Raw genomic sequence first — 17355 nt, 5'->3', positions numbered from 1 at the left:
ACATTAAAAATTCAAATCATGAAAACAACGAAAACCCTTTTATTATTTTTTCTTTTTGCCATCACCTTTACTGCCTGTAAAAAGGATGAGCAGATGCCCCAGGCACCAATGATATCAGCGCTTGAGGTGGGTACCGGCAACAGCAAGATCGCCCATCCTGGAAATGACCTGCATATTGAGGCCCAGATCAGTGCACCAGCCAATATCAAAGATGTTGTGCTTGAAATCCATCCGGAGTCCGGAAACGGCTGGAATGTCAGCACTACCTACACCGAAGGATTTGCGGGGCTTAAAAATGCAGAATTCCATAAGCACATCGATGTACCTGCTGATGCCAAGGTGGGCGCCCACCATGGCCACCTGAAAGTTACCGACCAGAATGGACAGGTTAGCGAAATCGAGTTCGACCTTCAGGTAACCGAAGATCCAAATCTTGCAAAAGTGACAGGTTTCGAAGTCGGACTTAATACCGCCGGAAATGACCTGCATGTAGAAGCGTCTGTTACTGCGCCAAACAAAATAGCTAAACTGGTATTGGAAGTACACGGTAATGGCTGGGAAAAAGAAGTGAGTTATGAAGATGCAGCGGTGGTAGGAAAGACTAGCTACAACCTGCACAAACATCTTGACGTGGCAGCAGCTCCCAAGGGCCATTATCATGTTCACCTAAAGGTCATTGACCAGAGTGGCAAAGAAGTGGAATTCGAGGAGCATTTCGATAAATAGTTTAAAATAGTCGTCAAACTACGATAAGCTCGGGCATTTATTAACAGAATATATTTTTAAATCTACACCCTTTAACAGCTATAAATCCCGCCATCCGGCATGGCTTATAGCCTAACTTTTATCCTATGAAAAAAGCGATTTTTTATTTTTCCATCTTAACGGTGATATGCCTGTCCGCCTGTAAAAAGGAGACTGAAAATGAAATTGATACCGAGTATCCAACAATTGATGTAACCGCGGCCAATGCGTTTCCCAAACAGTGTGGTACGGTGAACCGTGGCGAAACCTTTACTTTTAGGGCACTGCTCAACGACAATACCGCACTTGGTTCGCTAAGCCTTGACATTCACCACAACTTTGATCACCATACCCACAGTACCGAAGTGGAAACCTGCTCAATGGAACCCATTAAAGTTCCGGTCAAGCCATTTCTGCTCATCAAAAGCTTTCCAATTCCTGCTGAACAAAGATCGTTTCTGATGGAACAACAGATCACCATACCAACGGATATTGATCCCGGAGATTATCACTTTATGATCCGACTGACTGACAAGGAAGGATGGCAAACGATCAAAGGACTTAGCATTAAAATCAATTAACCAACTGCATTTCTAAAAAATTCCATTACATGAAAATTAAAAACCTGATACTGTCCCTGGCATTCATCACAGCCAGTATCTCTGCCTGTAAAAAAGAAGGCTCGGAGCCAGAGGCATTAAAGCCAACTGCCGAGAATGTAGAGATTGGTACGGCCAATAATAAAAGGGCGCTTAGGGGCCGCGATTTCCATTTCAACGCAGATATTCTGGCAGCCAGTAAAATAAAAGACGTCAAACTCGTCATCTCCCAAAAAGCCGGACACAACTATGCTTCAAGTTTTAAGTTTGAGCTTTCGTGGCCGGAATATATTGGCGTAAAAAACACAAACGTTCACAAGCATTTTACCATTCCAGCGACTGGGCCGGAAGGAACCTATGATTTTGCAGTAATCGTTCAGGATGATAATGGAACTCAACTGGAGATCAAAGAAGATCTCATCATCCTGGATCCGGCGAATCTCCCGGTTGACCCGAAGATTGGAAGAGATTTTGTTTCCAGAAACGGCACACTGATTTATTATACCGACGTTTTTGAAGAGAAAGAACTTATTTTTAAAAAGGGCGACGAGATGAGCCTCCATGCCCAGGTGAGCGAAATCAAGGATGACGGCATTCTTTACTCGGTCCTGATTAAAAGGAAGGCGAACTATTATCCTGAAAGTATAGATAAGCTGGATCTAAGCAAAGTTATTGTGGTGACCAAAGCCGAGCACAAAGGGCTTGGTAATGCAGGAAAGGTATCCACACTCAAACTTGTTAACGGAGTTTATGGAGGAGAAACCATCACGGTCGGTGCAGCGATGGACAATAATGAACCCTCTGCTAATGCAATTACCGGAGAGAAAGCCTGGGAATCCGGTCAGTACCAGTGGGTAATCCTTTACAAAAACACGACGCACAATATCAGCGTATTCAAGAGTGTTCCAATTACTATCAATTACAATTAGTAAGAAACTTTACCAGCTACCCTGCTATGGAGAATCAGCTTTTCCGGCAGGGTCGCTTCAGAATCCAAAAGGATATTATATGAAAAGACGGTACTTATACATACAATCAATTGCATCTTTTTCGCTTCCCGCCATTTGTTTTATGATATGCTTAACTTGTGGAAATGTGGCGTTTGCACAACGAAATGCTTATGAAGAAGCGCTTTCCAGATTTACAGGAGCGCATAATACGATATTGAGAAACCCGGTGCGCTTGATGGGGTACAGTCCCCTGATTTCTCCGCTGAGACTATCGATGGAAGGTCAGTAGGCTTAGCCTCGCTCAAGGGAAAGGTGGTAGTCTTGAATTTTTGGTTTATTGCCTGTAAACCATGTAAACTTGAGGTTAATCCACTGAATGAAATCGTCGAAAAATATAAAAACAAAGACATCGTGTTCTTATCCATTGCCCGCGAAAAGCAGGAAGATCTCTTGCAATACCTTGCAGCCAACAAGTTTGATTTTCAAACAATTGCCGATCCAAAGGCTTTCCTCGCAGGAGATGTTTTTCACGTAATGGGTTATCCAACAACAATGGTCATTGACCGCGCCGGCAAGATCAGGTCTTATAGTTTAGGGGGAAAAATTGATGAAGACGCCGTCCGTGCAGATTTTAAAAGAAAGCTGATCCCTGTAATCGATGAGTATCTCAGCAAAAAAAAAGAAATAGCCCCCTAACGAAAGCATTTATTATAATGCATGTATTTAACGGAGATCCTGATTTACGTTTTACTTCAAATTTGAAATCCATATCTATTAAAAACAAAAACATATATTTTTATTATGAAACCTATTAAAACACTACTACTTATATTATTCGCAGCCCTGGTTTTCACTGCCTGTAAAAAAGACAGACCAGAAGAGGAACTTCCTTTGCCTACGATAACAGATCTGGAAATCGGGTCAGGCAATAACGGGCAGGGCATCATCGGCAGAGACTTCCATTTGGACATGGATGTAACTGCCGGGGATAAAATCAACACCGTTCAAGTCCTTATCAGCCAAAAGAAAGGCGTTACCTATCCGTCAAACTGGTCCTTTGAGCTGACATGGACAGAATTTAAAGGGGTCCGAAATACCAATGTTCATAAACACTTCACCATCCCCAAAGAAGCCGCTGCAGGTGAATATGATTTCACAATCAAAGTCACTGATGAGAACGGAACGCTACTGGAAGAAAAGCACCCAATTAACCTGGTCACAGCGGAAAGTCTTCCCGTTAATCCACAAATGTATTCACTGATGCTGGAAAAAATGGACAAGGGTTTTGTCTATGTTCTCAACAGGGGATTTATGCTTGGGGATGATAAAGGGTATTCAAAAAATGAAAAACTAAGAGCTTATGTGGATATCAGCAAGGTAAAGGGCGATGGAATCATGTACAACATTCTGGTTAAAAAAAATGCCGGGCACCTTCCGGAATCCGTTGATAAAATTGATTTTTCAAAAGTAATCGTAACGGACATGAGGGAACATGCCGGAGTAACTGCTACAAATACTTTTACCAACTATGTGGGCCTTCCAAATTTCAGTCCAAAAGAATTCCAGATAGGCGCTTTAGCGGACAATAACACTCCATCCAGTGCCATTGGTAGAGAAAAAGCATGGGCAAATGATGAATATTATTTTGGTGTAGTCTATACCAATAAAACTTATAACATGAGCGCATACTATTATATCCCGTTAACCATTAAAGGATTTTAGGTTACAATAATTTGCGGGAAAATTGATTTAGATATTCACTTTACCCAGAATAATAATGTAATACAAAAAATCAATAAATGTTGTTACTTAAACAAATCTTGATTATCTAGAAGTAGGTGTTTAATTGAATGACGCAAAATCAAAAACATTACATAATTGCTGGTACGCAACCTACTATAATTGAGATTTGGCCAGCAATTAACAAACAATTTGGCGAAGAGGATTTCAGTATTTGGATTATAAAAAATTCAGCCTCAGTTTCAGCATGACGAATTAGGTTTTTTTTAGTCTCAAAAAACGAACGAAATAAGCCAATCAATCCAATTCAATGTCATAAACAATTTAAAAATTGGATTTTGCGACAAAAATATTTATTTTTAATAAAAATGTCGTAACATGGATTTGATTAACAAAAAAATATACAAGCCAAGAATTAGTGATCTACTGGGCGGGGCATTATCGCTAGCTATTCCGATAAAAAATTATTACGACCTTATCTTACTCTCAAGGGCGGGCATAAGTAAGGCTTCGGCGGAATCAGTAATCAGTTTTACAGGAATGTCCAAAAAAAGCTTCGTGGAAGATATATTGAATTTATCAATAAAAACGCTTGAAAGAAAACAAGCTGACGATAAACTTGATATAAGAACATCATCCCTTGTAATCGAAGTTGCAAGGGTTCTGGAGCATGCTTATCAAGTATTTGACGATAAGGAAAAAGTTCAAAGATGGCTTTCTAAACCCAACAATGCACTTCACGGCGAAACCCCCTTATCTCTTTTTTCCACACCAACAGGAATAGGTATGATCGAAGATGTCTTGACACGCATAGAGGAAGGAGTCTACTCATAGATGCATGTCTACAGAATTGTAAAATCCGAAAAAAGGATTAAAGACTTGTCCGGAATGGGGGCCTTCCGAGCAGGTGGGCGATGGAATGATAAAGGAACTTACGTACTTTACACCTCCGAAAACTCATCCTTGGCATTTTTGGAAAACCTTGTGCATTTTGATATGGAGGAAATTCCACAGGATTTATATATTATAGAAATGAGTGTTACCAACGAAGATTTGATATATCTAATTCCCGACTCAAACTATCCAAAAGATTGGCTAAATACCGATAATTTAGCATGTAAAATATTAGGAGATCAACTATTTTCCGAACATAAATTATTGGGAATTAAGGTTAAGTCGGCAGTCAATCGATCGGAATATAATATACTTTTGGATCCTCTATTCCCCGGATATAATGATCTTGTTAAAATAATTGATGTAATTAAAATACCTGTTGACCGACGTCTAATCTAAAATATATTTTATTACAGTGTATTTTTTACGCAAAAAAAAAAGAAATTATTAATACCTAAATATACAGATATTTCAGAGTAGAACATTAGTTGAAGTGAGAAAAAAGTTTATTAAAAAATTGGCATTTTATGTGCTAATTAATTTTATATCATAAATGATGCGTCTCAAAAAAGGAACATTTTTACTTGATGATTTTTAATAAAAACACATCATTAAAAACCGCAAGACCAAATAGATCAGTAAAATAAGTTTTTGATAATTGGTATGACAGGAAAATATTGCTCTGCATTTATCAATTAAAGCAACATTACAGGCCAATTAAATTATCAACTCACCATAGGTAAATAGATTTAACGCTAAAAATTAATTCTGCTATTTTGCAAACCAAATCTCGCCCAGGCGTCTAAATGTACTTTGCTTTATCGTAATTTTGTTATTAAAGATATGGTAGTTACCGGCCCCGTTCGGGATCTCATTAAAATCGATCACATCTATTGGGCTTTGTCCCGTATATATAGCCATTACCTTTTCGTTATTTAAGGGATTAACCCATCCTATTAACATTCCATACCCGGTACCTTCGTAGATGTTCTCACCAATAATGCGATCATCTTCGATCAAAAGCGGAATTTGTTCAAAATACTTTTGTAAAAACTTATTCCCTTTCGGAGTACCCCAAACAGAAAGATTATACCCAGAAAGATCCATTTTTAGTGCTGTTGTATCAGCCACCACTTTCGCCTCATTAAATGCGGGGAACCTGTTTCTAAATTTTTTAATAAAATCCTTTAATTTCTGGTCTGCCTTTTGGTCCGCTTCATTGCTTGAAGTAATAAACAAAATGTCCTTTTGGTCATAAATGGCATCAATTACCGGCATCATGCTGACATCAGGTTTTTTAATGTTCTTTGCTTCCGCGATCCAAATATCAATGTCACTCTTCTTCACATTCTTCAATGCGTTGATAATTTCCGGGATAAAACTCTCCAGAGTAGGATATTGCTGACGTTCTTTTTCATAACGTTTAAGCGCTTCAAGTAAGGGATGAAGGTATATCCAGTTCATACCATATTGGCGGCGGACATAATTTAGTTCAGCAGCATTTTCACCAAACTTCAGTGCAGCCATACGGCAGGCGATGGCTTCTGTTAGATGTTCTTTCACTACCGAATGCCAGGAATGGTAGGCTTGTGCTTTCATTGATTCTTTTATAGGATTCCACATCCATTCAAACTGGTCAAACTGCGCTTCATATTTTTCAATGGCAGGATTGGCGAAAGAATGCGCAAACTCATGCCATAAAAGACGATACAAAGCAGAAATATCAAAAGTGGGCACCCTAATAGCCGATTTCTCCGGTGCTATCACAGCATACAATTCTGCGCCGCTTTTTTTATACATACGCGGGCCAAAATTTCCCCAGCCCAAGAAGTTGAGAATCACATTAAATTTAATATTATTGCCATTATCGCTTCCACAATATTTTATAAGGCGCTGCTTCTCATTAAAATCAGGCAGGTTGTAGGTCAGTGTCGCCAATGATATCTGGAAAAAATCGATGTTACTATTAAAAAACCCTATATAATTTGATTTCTTAGCAAAATCTTTCATAAGGATTCTCAAAGAGTCGATAGCAGAATTTTTAGCTTCAGGAACATCAATATCTTTACGCCACTCCAAGTCGTTGGTCAAATGAAGCATTGCCCAAATTGGTGCATCGATGGAATCGAAAAGCTTGCCATAAAGATTACTATGTTTTAAATAGGCAAACAGAGGGTGGTTTTTATGTTTGGCAAAACTAGTCAGGATCTTTTGCTTGTAATCCAACTCAATAAAATTCACAAGTGGGGTTCCACCCAGGACTTCTATTGTATGAAACAGCTCTATACGCGGATCCACACTAAAACTTACGCCATTTAAAACCAGCCTGCATTCCTGAAAATTTTTCTTGTTAAAGGTTGATTGAGTAAAGCCTTGTAAATTGGTTAGGCATAAGATTGATAATAAGATGAGTACTATTTTTCGCATAAAATTGTATTGAGCTTGTGTCCTGTATTTTTTCTGTCTCTCAAACTGGCATAGCCATTCAACTTCCAATAGCCATACCATTGTTTTTTGCTTGATTATTGCTATTTTAGGCATGCATGGTCTAAAAAGATTATTAATTATTGAATATTTAACTGCTCAGTAGATCAAAGGATTTGGATTCTAGTGGATTTCGACTTCGCTAAAAGGTGCTTATTTTTCTATAGATAAATAGCTCTCTGTCCAAAAAGGGTAATTTAATGGCGATTGTGGTTTCCGTATTTATAGGGTTAAGTTAAGAAAACGTCGTCAACTTAGTTTTGGCTGAGTTGGTCTGCATATCCGCTGCCTTTATAGATCTCATCACTTGTTAATTTATATATCTCTTTCCATGAATCTTTGCCATGATTTTTTACATAAGCTTCAATTATTCTAAATCCGAGCCAATAAAAAAGAGTCTTGGGAGCATCCGGGAATAATTTGAACTTATTATTATTTAGTAGTGGATTTTCTGCTTTTTCATCAAAATATATCTTAACCTTTTGGAATATCTCGTTTTCATGTAAAAGGTACCATCGCCATTCGGCCTCAGACATGTTCTCAACCGCTTCATATTTCGGAATAGTTCCATCAAAAAACGCCCAGGTAAAATAACAGGCAAAGCCCTCGTCAATTGTTTGTGCTAATGCAGTTTGATGTTTGGGGTCTTTCATTCTATTTGGTTCATAAGCCAGGTGATTGAGTTCATGTGGTATGCCTTTATTGATCGTGTAACCAAGATCATTATTTTCATAATTCAACTCAAGTGCAAATTGCTCTGCACTACACCCGCCAAAACCGATGCCCTGAACAGGGGTAAACAATATACTAATGATCGCTGTGGGTTTGTAGCCAACCATTTTGTTGAACTTTGTTAAATTTACCTTTAGAACGGAATCTAAATTCATTGCCAATAGCGCTTTAGCCTTAGTGTCAAAAAGAGATCTGTTTTCCGGATACAGCGTTTTATTCCATTTTATCATTCCAGTGGAATTATTAAACTTGGATGCATTATCTGGTCCAAAGATTATCCCATAACAACTGTCCCATAACTGCTTGTGTGGAAGGTAAACATTTTGTAGAATCATTGTGCTATCAAATTTGCCAACTTCACGATGAGCCAAAATTTGGCTTTTAAACAAGTTGTGTATTGTTATGCCCTCCACTTTAATACTATCGGAAACCATATTCAGGCTATCCTGTAACGACAATGGTTTGGAATGGACCGACCTTTGTGATGAACACGAAATTAAAAGTGTAAAACCAGCAAACAAGACCAGTATATAACTCTTCATAAATGTAAATTTATAAAGGGTGATCATTTAGTATGCCAATGTTTTGACTGTTCTCAAAATCTGTAATAAACACACAATTGTTATTTATAAAGAGTCTATTGTTCATTATTGAACACCAAATGTTCGATATTGAACGAACAAATGAGATACGAATGTCTTAACATTTGCCAAAATGTATCATAATTCCGATAAACTGATTAATTTACAATTATAAATACGTCATTTCTGAAAACGAAGATCTAAAGCACTATTAAATTTGAACAGTTACCGTCTGTTCTCTATCTAAAATTTTAGTTGACAAATAAGGTTGTAAATATGTAAATAACTCTAGTAGGTTTCGCCATTCGCCTTCCTCAGCTAAGAAACAGTGTAGCAGGTTTCACAAAAAAATCACTTATTAACTTTACTTCGTCGCTTTTTTATCCTGACATCTAACAAAAAGACATTATTCTTTTTCCAGTTTTTACAATTAATCGTCTACAGATTCCTAGAAAAAATTTTTTAATACCCTACAAAATTCGGTAATGTGTCCGATTACGTTTGCCTTAAAAGGTGGCACATGCCTAAAATTCTCTTAAGCTTTTATTAGCTTGTCTCAAAAAACGAAGCTATCAATCCCACTAGCGCATATTTTTCTTCGCTATAAGTTTATTGCACCAATCAGGGCAAAGAGAAAAGAAATCTCACAAAAAAAAGGTATGATCCCCTACTGTATGTTTTTCTTTCAGCTGTAAGTTAAATGCAGCGATACAGTAAAGAAAAAAAATTGTAAACATCGGACATTTAATTTGTTAATATATTTTATCATTTACTCATTATCAAAAACTAAAGATTTGATTTGATTAATGGAATGAGTTTATGATAATAAATGAAAAAAACGGAGTTCAGCAGGATCATAGCACGCGGCTCAGCAAACTCTAATATCCTAAAGTCCAAAGTCTCTAAACATTATCATATATTGAGGGTTATCTTATACATTAGTACACCAACATATTTACTTTTTAGCTTGATTGAATTGGTATCTATGGAAATTAGCTTTTAGTCAAGATATTAATAGCTTTCTCTAGTAATTCGTCTTTTCTATCTATTACTCCTTTTATTGTAGGTTTTATAATATTATCTATTTTCACACCTACGCCTTGGGTCGGAGAATTATCTGGGTAGAATATACCTCTGCTTGATATCCCAGTGGTAATGCCACCTGGAAGGACAATAGTGGATAACTCTCCATCTGCACCTGCTGTTTGGCTTCCAATTACGCTAACGTTTGGTGAACTCTGGAATGCCATGGTAGTAAACTCTCCCTGGCTTTGAGTATCAGAGTTGACAATTACAACCACCTTTCCGTTATAACATTCATCTTTTTTTTGAGAACCATTGGATGCTGAATCTGTGAAGAGGAAAGTGCCTGGATTTGAATAGTCTACCAATGAAATCTTTGCAAATAAATTTTTGCCAGACTTAATATAGTTCACAAAGGTGTAGGGCATAAAGTCATTTGGATACTCTCTTAAGTCGACGATTATACCTCGGGTTTTTGTAAACATTTTTTTCATCTGTGGCAACTCCGAATTTTGATATTTTCCTGCATTAACATAGCCAAGCTGTTCATTAATTAAATAATATGCGCCTTTTTCTTTTTGTGCGGGCGCTCTATAAGTCGATTTTCCCTTGAGCGTTTGTACGTTTAGTTTAATTACCTTTCCGTCTCGTTTAACCACAAACTGCATTTCGTCGTCGTTACTTCTCATCAGGTAATTCCATGGCAAATCTCTCAATTGAGTTTCATAATTGGATGCCGGAGTGATGGGCAGATACCTTTTTACGAGTTTTTCGATACTTTCTCCGTTAATAGACACAATAATGTCTCCTATTTTAACCCGTTCTTGAATACCTAAACTATCGGTACGGTATCCGCTTACGATCAACTTGTCTTCGACAAAATCGGCTCGAAAGGGGACACGATATTTACCCTTGATTGATTCCAAGGTTGGATAATTATTAAAGATGTTTGCATGGGTATCCTTAATTGTAGCTATCAGCCTTAATGTTGCAAGTGTATATTGCTCGGCATTCTCAGCAGCTACAAATTTCGGAATGAAATCTTTGAGAACTTGGTTCCAGTGGTATTCTGTAATGTCTCTGTAGGGTGAATAGTAATTTATGATAGACCAATATCGAAATAACGCAAGTAGCCTATATCCCGCGTCGGGAAATACCATCTCATCATAGCTTTTTTCGTTGACAAATTGCGGGTAACCTAGGCTTGGATCTTTTTTAATCCAATAATTCTCTTTACCGTCGTTGCTTTGTTGGATATTCCTAAGTTTGTATGTTAAGCTCTGTGATAGTTTTTTCCCCGTAAACAGATCTCCATAGTCTGGGACTATTAACGCTTTTGAAGACGAAGGCATTTTACAGTCATCACACTTTCTCACCTTCGGTAGGGAGTCTAAATAAGCCTCTAAAGAATTACTAAGTTCGATAACATTCTTGCATTTAAGCGCATTAGATACCATTTCAAATAGCTCGGCGTCCCAGTTTACATCCCCGCTACCAGCATATGCGTGGTGATACTTTAAAAATCCCCACATCTGTCCAACTATCGCCAAATTGGCTATATTGTTTGCATTTATTTTTATGTCATTTATTCTGGATCCATTCCGATATGAAGTATCGACCTGAGCTTTTTTTTGCGGTATTCGTCTTAAACCACTTAGGGGTTTTCCATCTTTATAAAGCTGGAAATTATCGAACCAGACTTTGCCTACCCCATCTAGAATGCCTCCATAAGCTATCCGCCTTATTTTTTTGGAGTAATTGAGTTTGATACTATACTCTGCCCAATCATACGTGCCTGCACTCTTCTTATCAACCAATGTCGGGAGGGTATCAACTCCATCAACTTTTAACCAAATTCCTGCATACCCATTTTGAACTACATCCATTTTCATATAGCCCCTCAATTCAATCGTACCTTCTTCTCTGCTTAGCGTATCATTTGCGTCAAAGGAAAAATAGTTTCCTACTTCTTGCGGGGTATTATAATCAATGGAATTCTCGATTGATAAGCTATATTTTCCTTCATATCTGATACCCGAATCTAATTTGATATTGTCGTAATTAGGTGCCTGAAACCACCATCCGTTGGGAAGTGAAATGGTCTGATCTACCGATTCAAATCCGCTGTTGTTATCCGGCGATTCATTCCAACCAGACAGAAAAATAAGAAAAACAAGTAAGAAATAATTTGGCATATTTTTATATTTTTTTAGTGGAAGAAATTGATTGTAAGCTGGCATCAATTTACTATTGTATCACAAAATTTTTCAAATTAATACTTCCACACTGAATTTCTTTATCGTCTGATTTAGTGTTACTCTTTGATCCATCAATTTTTATCTTATAATAAAGATTTTGCCCTTTTAGGCTAAGTCCCGTTCGCATGGTACCATGCGCTCCCTCAACCAGGCTGAGCATCACTATGTAAAAACCATTCGATTTTTTTGGACTTATAGTTCTTTTCAACGAAGATGATTTGTGAATACTCTTGTCAAAGAAAGTCTTTAAGTTTGTCAGACCGAATAGGTACAAGGGTTCTTTATCAACTGTCATCGTGTCGGGAGGAATCAATATTTTAAAGTATTTACCAGGTAAAGACGGAATGGCATATGAATCTACCGGAAAGGCAATCTGTAACTCTAAAGGTTTATCTGTTTCATTAATAATTCGAGTCCAAAATACAGCATAGCTATATACCTTACCATCAGGGTCAGTGTATTTCATTCCACCTTTTGGACCACTGTTTTGTATAATTAGGCTTAACCCATTAGTGTCACTATACACATACTTAGTGTGAATATATTTTTCATTTGCTCCTGAGACTGTGGTAAGGTCTTTGGTTTCGGACTGGATATTTGCTTTCTTAAGATCTGTTTTGTTTTGTCCACAGGAAGTGAAAAAAGCAGATATCATTAACAAAGTATATATGTGTACATATTTCATGATTATTTATGAATTTCAATTAATCCTATTTTGTGCTACAATTTTGATGTGGAATTCAATGGAATCTGACATAGTCTGATTAGCTAAATTATCATAGAACTTTGCTGATTTATAACGGACATCCCATTTTGTTCGATCAATGACCAGCTTGGCATTCACTTTTATAGTTCCATCCATAACTTCCATTTTGATAGGAAAAGTAACAGGATGTGTGATTCCTTTAATTGTTAAGTTTGCAGTAACCTTTTTATCCTCATCATTTACTGAAGTAACCTTTTTAATTGAAATAGTTGGAAAGGGAAATCTCTTTACATCAAAAAAATCAGGGTCTTTTAAGTGGTTAACTAGCTTATTATCAACTCCATGTTTTTTATCTTCAATTGTATTCATGTCAACTTCAACCGTACCTCCGACGAGTTGACCCTTTTCAATCATCAATTCGCCTTTTGATATATAAACGTATCCGGTTTGAGTGTTTAAGCCATTTAGGTTTGAACCTTTCCATTGTACAACACTTTCTTTCGTATCTATCATCAAATATTTTTCGTTACCAATGTGCAAGGATAAGCGGCTTACTCTTACCTTATTTTCCTTTTTTATAGGTTCACGACAACTGAATGCCAATGAAGCAATAATTAGAATTAAGTAGTTAATTGATATCTTTTTATTCATAGTTTAAGAATTATTTGTTTGGTAACTAATTATTAGGTAGTCTTAAAATCAGCCTTAATTAGGTGAAGATTAACATCTACTTAACTTTTATTAGTTTTTCATTTCTGGAACCATTATGATATCCCAGTTCAATAACTTTGCCTGCTGCATCCTTTATGAATGTAATGCCAACAGGATTTTCTTTGGAAAAAAAGTCTTTTTCAGCGCTGGCGAATAATTCAAATCCATCCCAACCGGGCTCTGAGTAAAAAAACCGTCCATTAACAAAGCCGATTTTGATATAAAATTTATCATCTACCTTAAACTTATATTCTCCCATATAGCTTTCTAAGATATTTTTTGAAACAGTAATGATCTTGGGTCTCTTTAGTGGATTGTAAAAACCTTTCCAGTCATAAACAGTTGCAACACTATTTATTATTTCGTTTAAAATAGCTCCATTATCGGTATTTGCCATCACCACTACACCATTCCCGCCTTCCATACTACCATAATATTCACTAACAAAACCTTCATCTGAACCAGAATGTTCAAAGTAAGTGTTTTCGCCTCGTTTATAAATGAAAACGCCCAACGCTGCTGATTTGTCAATAAATGGCGTGAGCCTTAATCTAGTCATATCTTGTGAAAGCACTTTGCTAGATCTTCCGGCTAATGCCAACTGTGTTTCAATGATGTAATTCGCCAGATCTGTTGGATTTGTCCATAATCCAGCAGCAGCTTGTTCCGGGTAAATATGATACTTTCCTTTTACCTCCTTACCATTAGCATAATATCCCGAGGCCAAAAGTTTTTGTTTACTTTGTGGCGCGGGCTGAGTATAAAAACTATTTTTCATACCCATGGGCTTTAATACATTTTGCCACATAAACTTATCATAAGTTTTCTTTGTGATGTCTTGTACTACGAGTTGAGAAATCATAGTTCCCCCACCAGAGTATTGACCTTTCAATCCAGGTTCAAATATGGAACGGACGGCAACCGTGTTAGCGGGTCTTTCCCCGTTAAGTATTTGTATTAATGTAGGAATAGTGTCTCCTCTTTCATAGCCGGGAAAGCCATGTACACCTAAACCTGCGGTATGGCTAAGCAGGTTTGCGAGCGTTATTTTTTTGCTTTTAGATAATGAATCATATGGAAACTTCCATGTTGTTAGATAATCGTTGACATCAGAATAGATATCCAGTTTTTTATCCTGTACCATTTTTAAAACACCAACGCCATTTAGCGATTTACTTACTGAACCTGCTTGAAATAAAGTACTTGTAGTAGCACGTCGTTGTTCAGCACTATCAGCCCAACCATATGCCTTTACCCATTCTATTTTATAGTCTTTAATAATTGCAATACTAACACCCTTGACATTATAAAAATTCATTCTTTCCATCAGGGTATGATTCGGATCGCCTTCAATGCTTATGGGAAGTCCTAGATTGTTTTCTATTGCTCTTATTCTTATCTCTATTTTAGGGGAATATTTATTTTCCTGGGCATAAAGTATGGTGAAGAATCCTTGACAAAGGAAAATTAGAACGAAAGTGTATAGGTATTTCATTATAGGTAGTATTCTATTTTCGTTAACTATTTTAAAATGCTTAATTTAATATTCCATTGTCATCGGCCGTGACGACAGAATTAGAATTAATTTCGGTGGCATTCTCGTATTTGAATATTACCACTATTAAACCCAAAAAAAATCTTAGCAGAACTGTTATTTAGGTGTATTGAGTGCTGTTTTAATGGCTGTGTTTTTGGAACCTTTGATTTATGGATATTTTTGTTTTCATACGCTATCAAAATTGATTCAGCAAATCTACTTTGATATTTGCCAGCTTGAGAGATTTGAATTGTAAATAAAAATGTAAACTTTGTAAATAAAAACTTAACATTATGCTCAATAGCCAAAATTTCCTGTCTGGGAAAGGCAAGTACCTTGTTGGATCAATACTGCTTCTATTTATTTCTGCAATCTGCGCATCTTTCAATTTAGCTGATAGTGACGACTTCGATATTGCAAGACGAGAAGTCTTACTCCGCAGGATCGGACATGAATTACTTTTGCAGTCGGGCGACAGTACATCAAGGGTTCTACCGGTAAAAAGAATTGCTGATAAAGAGTACCAGATCAGTTTTGAAAATGAGTTAACCTTTCAAGCAGATACCTTGGTAAATACTACTCAACGCCTTTTATCAAAAGATCCGTTTGCAACTGATTATGTTGTTAATATTATGGATATTGGCAAGTCAGGGGTAGTCTTTGGATTTGCTACATCAAAAAATAAAAAAGATGATATTGTAGCCTGTATAGGAAGGAATCAACCTAAAGCTAATTACCTTATTAACATTAAATTTAAACCGACAGGCATAAATACAATAGAGAATAAAGTTCTGCTCAGCGGTTTGCCTCTTTTAGCATTTTTTGGTTTTATATTTTTGAGATCTGGTAAGCATGGTAAATCGCTGCCGGACATTCCCAATACTAGCACAATCACTTTGGGTTCAGCGTTGTTCGACGCAAAGAACCGTAGGCTAATTTTTAATGGAAACACAATAGACTTGACGGTAACTGAAACCCGTGTGCTTCTCATGTTCGCCTTATCTCCTAATGAGACTATAGAGAGAACCCGGTTGCAAAAAGAGATATGGGAGGACGAAGGCATCATTGTCGGGCGCAGTCTGGATATGTTTATATCCAAGCTTAGAAAAAAATTGGAGCTCGACTCGAACATAAAAATTGTTGTTATACGCGGAAAAGGATATAGGCTTGAAATAAACTTGAAATAATATTCCTAATAAGTGCAGATTAAGAGGCGGGTCAAATTTCTTCAGCTGGAAATTAATCGATGTAATGTTAATGAAGCAATCTATTTCTATATAGTTACTGCTGATGTATAAGATTTCAATTAAACGCAAGTTTTGGTAATCGCTTATCACTATTTCCTATCTATGTTGACATTTTCTTGCTAGATGAAAAACCAATTGGCTTAAGATTGATTTAGAAACAAAGACAAAAGTTAGCTTGATATTTTTTATCATTAAACAGTCGATTCTTAGATAGATACTTCCGTTTTACCAAATAGAGAGGGTATAGTCAGTGATGTAGTTGTGTTGCATAATTGGGATGTCAATTAAAATAAATTAGCTTTGTCTAACCTTACTAGATTCATGCTTGAAGATCTGCCGTTCTATCTAATCATTGCTTTTGGTCTGACCACATTTGTGGCTGTAGGAATGATTGTGCTTTTAATAAAAACATCATCAAAATCAATGAGGAGAGAGTCAGTTCGTAGAATTATTTTTGCGATATCACTTTTCCTTATCATCCAGGCGTTATTAAGTTTCATGGGAATTTATAAAAATTACCCTGATTCAATACCTCCCAAGATCATTCTCTTCGCAGTTATTCCGGCATTATTTGCCATTGTTTTGATCTTCAACACCCGAAAAGGCAAACTGTTTATAGACTGCTTATCTATGCAGATGCTCACTTATATTCATCTTATCAGAGTTCCGGTTGAGCTAGTCCTTTATGGGTTATTTCTTAACGGTGCCATTCCTGAACTAATGACATTTGAAGGGCGCAATATGGATATTCTCGCAGGGATTACCGCGCCAATTGTCGGTTTTTTCGGTGTCTCAAAAAGTAAAATGGGAAAGACTTCTTTATTGGTTTGGAACTTTGTCTGCCTTGGGCTGTTGCTCAATATCGTAATTAATGCTATACTTTCGGCACCGTCTCCATTTCAGCAATTTGGTTTTGATCAACCAAATGTTGCCATCTTGAATTTCCCCTTCAGCTGGCTGCCAGCATTCATTGTTCCCCTGGTTTTGTTTGCTCATCTTGCCGCAATCAGAAAATTATTCAATCATAGTTAGACCCATTTAGTTATAATTAAACGGTGGATTTTTGATAGGTTGAGGGATTTATAATTATATTTTATCGTCTCAAAAAACGAACATTACGAATCAATTAAATCACTAACTAGAGAATAA

Annotated in this window: 16 protein-coding genes; 10 read left to right on the top strand and 6 right to left on the bottom strand. The window is 36.8% G+C overall.

What is annotated here, in order from left to right:
* Positions 1–18 precede the first annotated feature (18 nt).
* The 8 genes from AC3ITD_RS21310 (at position 19) to AC3ITD_RS21275 (ending at position 5326) form a co-directional block, all read left to right on the top strand.
* The gene (locus tag AC3ITD_RS21310) at positions 19–726 is read left to right on the top strand and encodes a DUF4625 domain-containing protein (protein WP_489362702.1); all 708 of its coding nucleotides are present in this window, start codon (positions 19–21) and stop codon (positions 724–726) included.
* A gap of 125 nt (positions 727–851) precedes the next feature.
* Complete coding sequence (locus AC3ITD_RS21305) at positions 852–1325, top strand: DUF4625 domain-containing protein (RefSeq protein WP_489362701.1); 474 nt, start codon at positions 852–854, stop codon at positions 1323–1325.
* Positions 1326–1354: 29 nt separating this feature from the next.
* A complete protein-coding gene (locus AC3ITD_RS21300; protein ID WP_489362700.1) occupies positions 1355–2272 on the top strand; it encodes a DUF4625 domain-containing protein in 918 nt (305 codons plus the stop codon).
* Positions 2273–2351: 79 nt separating this feature from the next.
* Positions 2352–2582, top strand: a complete 231-nt coding sequence (locus tag AC3ITD_RS21295; protein WP_489362699.1) for a hypothetical protein — start codon at positions 2352–2354, stop codon at positions 2580–2582.
* On the top strand, positions 2507–2989 hold the full coding sequence (locus AC3ITD_RS21290) for a TlpA family protein disulfide reductase (protein ID WP_489366718.1): 483 nt from the start codon (positions 2507–2509) through the stop codon (positions 2987–2989). The genes AC3ITD_RS21295 and AC3ITD_RS21290 overlap by 76 nt, the downstream gene beginning before the upstream one ends.
* A 105-nt stretch (positions 2990–3094) precedes the next feature.
* A complete protein-coding gene (locus AC3ITD_RS21285; RefSeq protein WP_489362698.1) occupies positions 3095–4015 on the top strand; it encodes a DUF4625 domain-containing protein in 921 nt (306 codons plus the stop codon).
* A gap of 396 nt (positions 4016–4411) precedes the next feature.
* Positions 4412–4867 carry an Xre family toxin-antitoxin system antitoxin gene (locus tag AC3ITD_RS21280; protein WP_489362697.1) on the top strand — a complete coding sequence of 152 codons (456 nt, stop codon included), beginning with the start codon at positions 4412–4414 and terminating at the stop codon, positions 4865–4867.
* Entirely contained in the window at positions 4868–5326 is a 459-nt protein-coding gene (locus AC3ITD_RS21275) for an RES family NAD+ phosphorylase (RefSeq protein ID WP_489362696.1), read from the top strand.
* Positions 5327–5698: 372 nt separating this feature from the next.
* On the opposite strand, the gene AC3ITD_RS21270 is transcribed toward AC3ITD_RS21275, so the two are convergent.
* The 6 genes from AC3ITD_RS21270 to AC3ITD_RS21245 all read right to left on the bottom strand — a co-directional run bounded on the left by AC3ITD_RS21270 (position 5699) and on the right by AC3ITD_RS21245 (position 14740).
* Positions 5699–7354 (bottom strand): DUF4932 domain-containing protein, encoded by a 1656-nt coding sequence (locus AC3ITD_RS21270; RefSeq protein ID WP_489362695.1) that lies wholly within the window; start codon positions 7352–7354, stop codon positions 5699–5701.
* A gap of 311 nt (positions 7355–7665) precedes the next feature.
* Positions 7666–8685 (bottom strand): gliding motility protein GldB-related protein, encoded by a 1020-nt coding sequence (locus tag AC3ITD_RS21265; protein ID WP_489362694.1) that lies wholly within the window; start codon positions 8683–8685, stop codon positions 7666–7668.
* A 1031-nt stretch (positions 8686–9716) separates the two neighbouring features.
* Positions 9717–11942, bottom strand: a complete 2226-nt coding sequence (locus AC3ITD_RS21260; protein WP_489362693.1) for a S41 family peptidase — start codon at positions 11940–11942, stop codon at positions 9717–9719.
* Between the two features lie 52 nt (positions 11943–11994).
* The gene (locus tag AC3ITD_RS21255; protein WP_489362692.1) at positions 11995–12690 is read right to left on the bottom strand and encodes a hypothetical protein; all 696 of its coding nucleotides are present in this window, start codon (positions 12688–12690) and stop codon (positions 11995–11997) included.
* A 15-nt stretch (positions 12691–12705) separates the two neighbouring features.
* Complete coding sequence (locus AC3ITD_RS21250) at positions 12706–13362, bottom strand: YceI family protein (RefSeq protein ID WP_489362691.1); 657 nt, start codon at positions 13360–13362, stop codon at positions 12706–12708.
* 76 nt (positions 13363–13438) lie between these two features.
* Positions 13439–14740: a serine hydrolase domain-containing protein gene (locus tag AC3ITD_RS21245; protein WP_489362690.1), complete on the bottom strand. Its 1302-nt coding sequence runs from the start codon at positions 14738–14740 to the stop codon at positions 13439–13441.
* Positions 14741–15252: 512 nt separating this feature from the next.
* On the opposite strand from AC3ITD_RS21245, the gene AC3ITD_RS21240 reads away from it, so the two are divergent.
* Together AC3ITD_RS21240 and AC3ITD_RS21235 are read left to right on the top strand one after the other, a co-directional pair.
* Positions 15253–16146 (top strand): winged helix-turn-helix domain-containing protein, encoded by an 894-nt coding sequence (locus tag AC3ITD_RS21240; protein ID WP_489362689.1) that lies wholly within the window; start codon positions 15253–15255, stop codon positions 16144–16146.
* A gap of 381 nt (positions 16147–16527) precedes the next feature.
* Entirely contained in the window at positions 16528–17238 is a 711-nt protein-coding gene (locus AC3ITD_RS21235) for a hypothetical protein (RefSeq protein WP_489362688.1), read from the top strand.
* Positions 17239–17355: the final 117 nt, after the last annotated feature.

This window comes from Pedobacter sp. KH_004 (assembly GCF_057840755.1).
Note: the sequence above shows the minus strand (reverse complement) of the source record. Positions and strands in the feature narration are given on the sequence as shown.